Origin of the sequence: Vibrio sp. 1F169, from assembly GCF_041439605.1 — a bacterium.
In the GTDB taxonomy this organism is placed as follows: domain Bacteria; phylum Pseudomonadota; class Gammaproteobacteria; order Enterobacterales; family Vibrionaceae; genus Vibrio; species Vibrio tasmaniensis_A.
The window spans coordinates 1-1862 of sequence record NZ_JBGOOI010000156.1; the positions used below are offsets into that span (position 1 = coordinate 1).

The 1862-nt window shown below is 36.8% G+C and carries 2 protein-coding genes; one reads left to right on the plus strand and one right to left on the minus strand.

Annotation, left to right across the window (positions count from 1 at the left end):
* Positions 1 to 152 precede the first annotated feature (152 nt).
* Entirely contained in the window at positions 153 to 881 is a 729-nt protein-coding gene (locus ACED53_RS23295) for a hypothetical protein (RefSeq protein ID WP_133153723.1), read from the minus strand.
* Positions 882 to 1556: 675 nt separating this feature from the next.
* Between ACED53_RS23295 and ACED53_RS23300 the strand changes: the two genes are divergently transcribed.
* Positions 1557 to 1853 carry a hypothetical protein gene (locus tag ACED53_RS23300; RefSeq protein WP_371708953.1) on the plus strand — a complete coding sequence of 99 codons (297 nt, stop codon included), beginning with the start codon at positions 1557 to 1559 and terminating at the stop codon, positions 1851 to 1853.
* Positions 1854 to 1862: the final 9 nt, after the last annotated feature.

Consider the following 1862-nt stretch of genomic DNA (forward strand, 5'->3'; position numbering starts at 1 on the left):
AAAGGTGACATTTCTATTTGGGAGAAAAGAGGACATTTTAAAATGGGATTGACAGACAGAACGTTTAGTTCTTAAATTAAATAATTAGTACGGCATCACACTTTGCAATACTAATTACTAATTACTAATTACTAATTACTAATTATCACAGATTAGCAACCGCGAGGGGCACGATTGGTCAATCTTTCTCCATACGGCATGGTATGAATTTCTCTAACCTCTCCAAAGCTCACATCTATGACCAATCGTGGGTATTCATCATAAAACCAATGGTCAATTTTTCCTACTGCGCTGGGCCCTGGTGAATACCAAATGCCATTCAATTTTTTGCTGCATGGCCATGAAACGTGATAAGTCCTTTTGCGATCAGGGAATCCTAAGGTTTCAATTAAGTCCCCTTGTGTCGCTTTTTTCTTGAACGGAAGTTCGACAACCTTAGAGGTTAGTACCTTCTGTTTATTATTTACCTTAACTGTAAGATCTATATCTTCAGTATCAGAACTTGAAATATTCCATTTTTGTAGTGATTCTTCGTAATAAATTTTTTTATTAGAGGTTATTTCAATTTTGCGTGGTTTACCTTCGATCTCAAAGTAGCCAGCTGTATCGTAATAATAACTACCATTCTCATAAAGAAATACCTCAAGCCATTTATCAGACCAATAGCTGACTTCCTCTCCTTTCATCTTATATAGTGATGGAATCTTATTAAAAATACGCACGCTAACCTTGTCGAAAACAAGAAACTTTTCAATATTAGTATCTTCATTAGGAGGATTAGTTAATGTTTCTTTCTGTTGGGGGGGATAAGTATAAGTTGATTGGCAGCCAACCAATAAAAAAATAAAACCCAAGTTATTGATTGTTCTTGTTATTTTCATACTTGCATCCATTTAGTTGGCAGGAGTCCAAGCTCTTACTTTAGAACCACAACCTTCTAGAACAATATCTTTTTCTACTAATCCTTCAGCTTTAAGTCTCAATCGAGTACTGCTGTCTTTCTTACAATTCAGCTTATATACAGGTCTTATGGTCTCCCTATCTGTCCCAATTTTAGTCAACGAACTATAAATGCTACTCATTGCTTACTTTCCTTGGCTTAATTTTACATTAATGTAACTATACTTCTCTCGTTGATATGATTCAAAAAAATTGGAATATCTGCCTACTTAACAATACTTTACTATGGTAGTCGTAAAGCGTTTCGGCTTTGCTGAGTAAGATTTAGATCACTTTGGCGGCCTTTTCCGTTACTGCCTCACGGGCATTTAGCGTACTGGCACTTAGTGCAAACCCAGCCAATGTTTTTTCTGGTACGATGTTACTCATCGCACCAGCTCTTCACAAGTAAACTTGCCATACCTGTAGTTATTGATGACTTACTAATTTAGCAAAGTCGCTGACAAGCTTTTGTCTAGAAGCTTCGTAGATATGGTTTTACTCGTGGCATTTTGCTCAAAAGTGCTACCTAGCTCAGATTTGCCCATTTATCTAGAATTGCCTGTGGTACTTTCTCAATTTATACTCTCGCATTAAATAATTCTTAGGTTGAAATTATGGTTAATACAAAGGGTGAGGCTATCACTGACATCTGGAAGACTGCTCAGGAATTACAGCAAGACATCGATCTTGTAAAAAAGCCTTTTGACTTGTGGCACTCTCAAAACCAAACAGATGAAATCGCAACGACACCAGAAGACCAAGCATTTGAATCCCTTCGTGAGCTGTATGGTGTTGAGTTAGCTTCTAAGAAATTAGATCTTATTTTGGAGAACTGTTTTGATAAGCCCACTTATAAAGACGGTGGATGCGGTGTTTTTCAAGGTAGTTGTCATCATTTGCTTGCTTATTAAGCAGCTTCT

What these genes read in the sequence shown, in the direction of transcription:
- ACED53_RS23295 (WP_133153723.1), bottom strand. Translation starts at nt 881, where the DNA reads ATGAAAATAACAAGAACAATCAATAACTTGGGTTTTATTTTTTTATTG.
- ACED53_RS23300 (WP_371708953.1), top strand. Translation starts at nt 1,557, where the DNA reads ATGGTTAATACAAAGGGTGAGGCTATCACTGACATCTGGAAGACTGCT.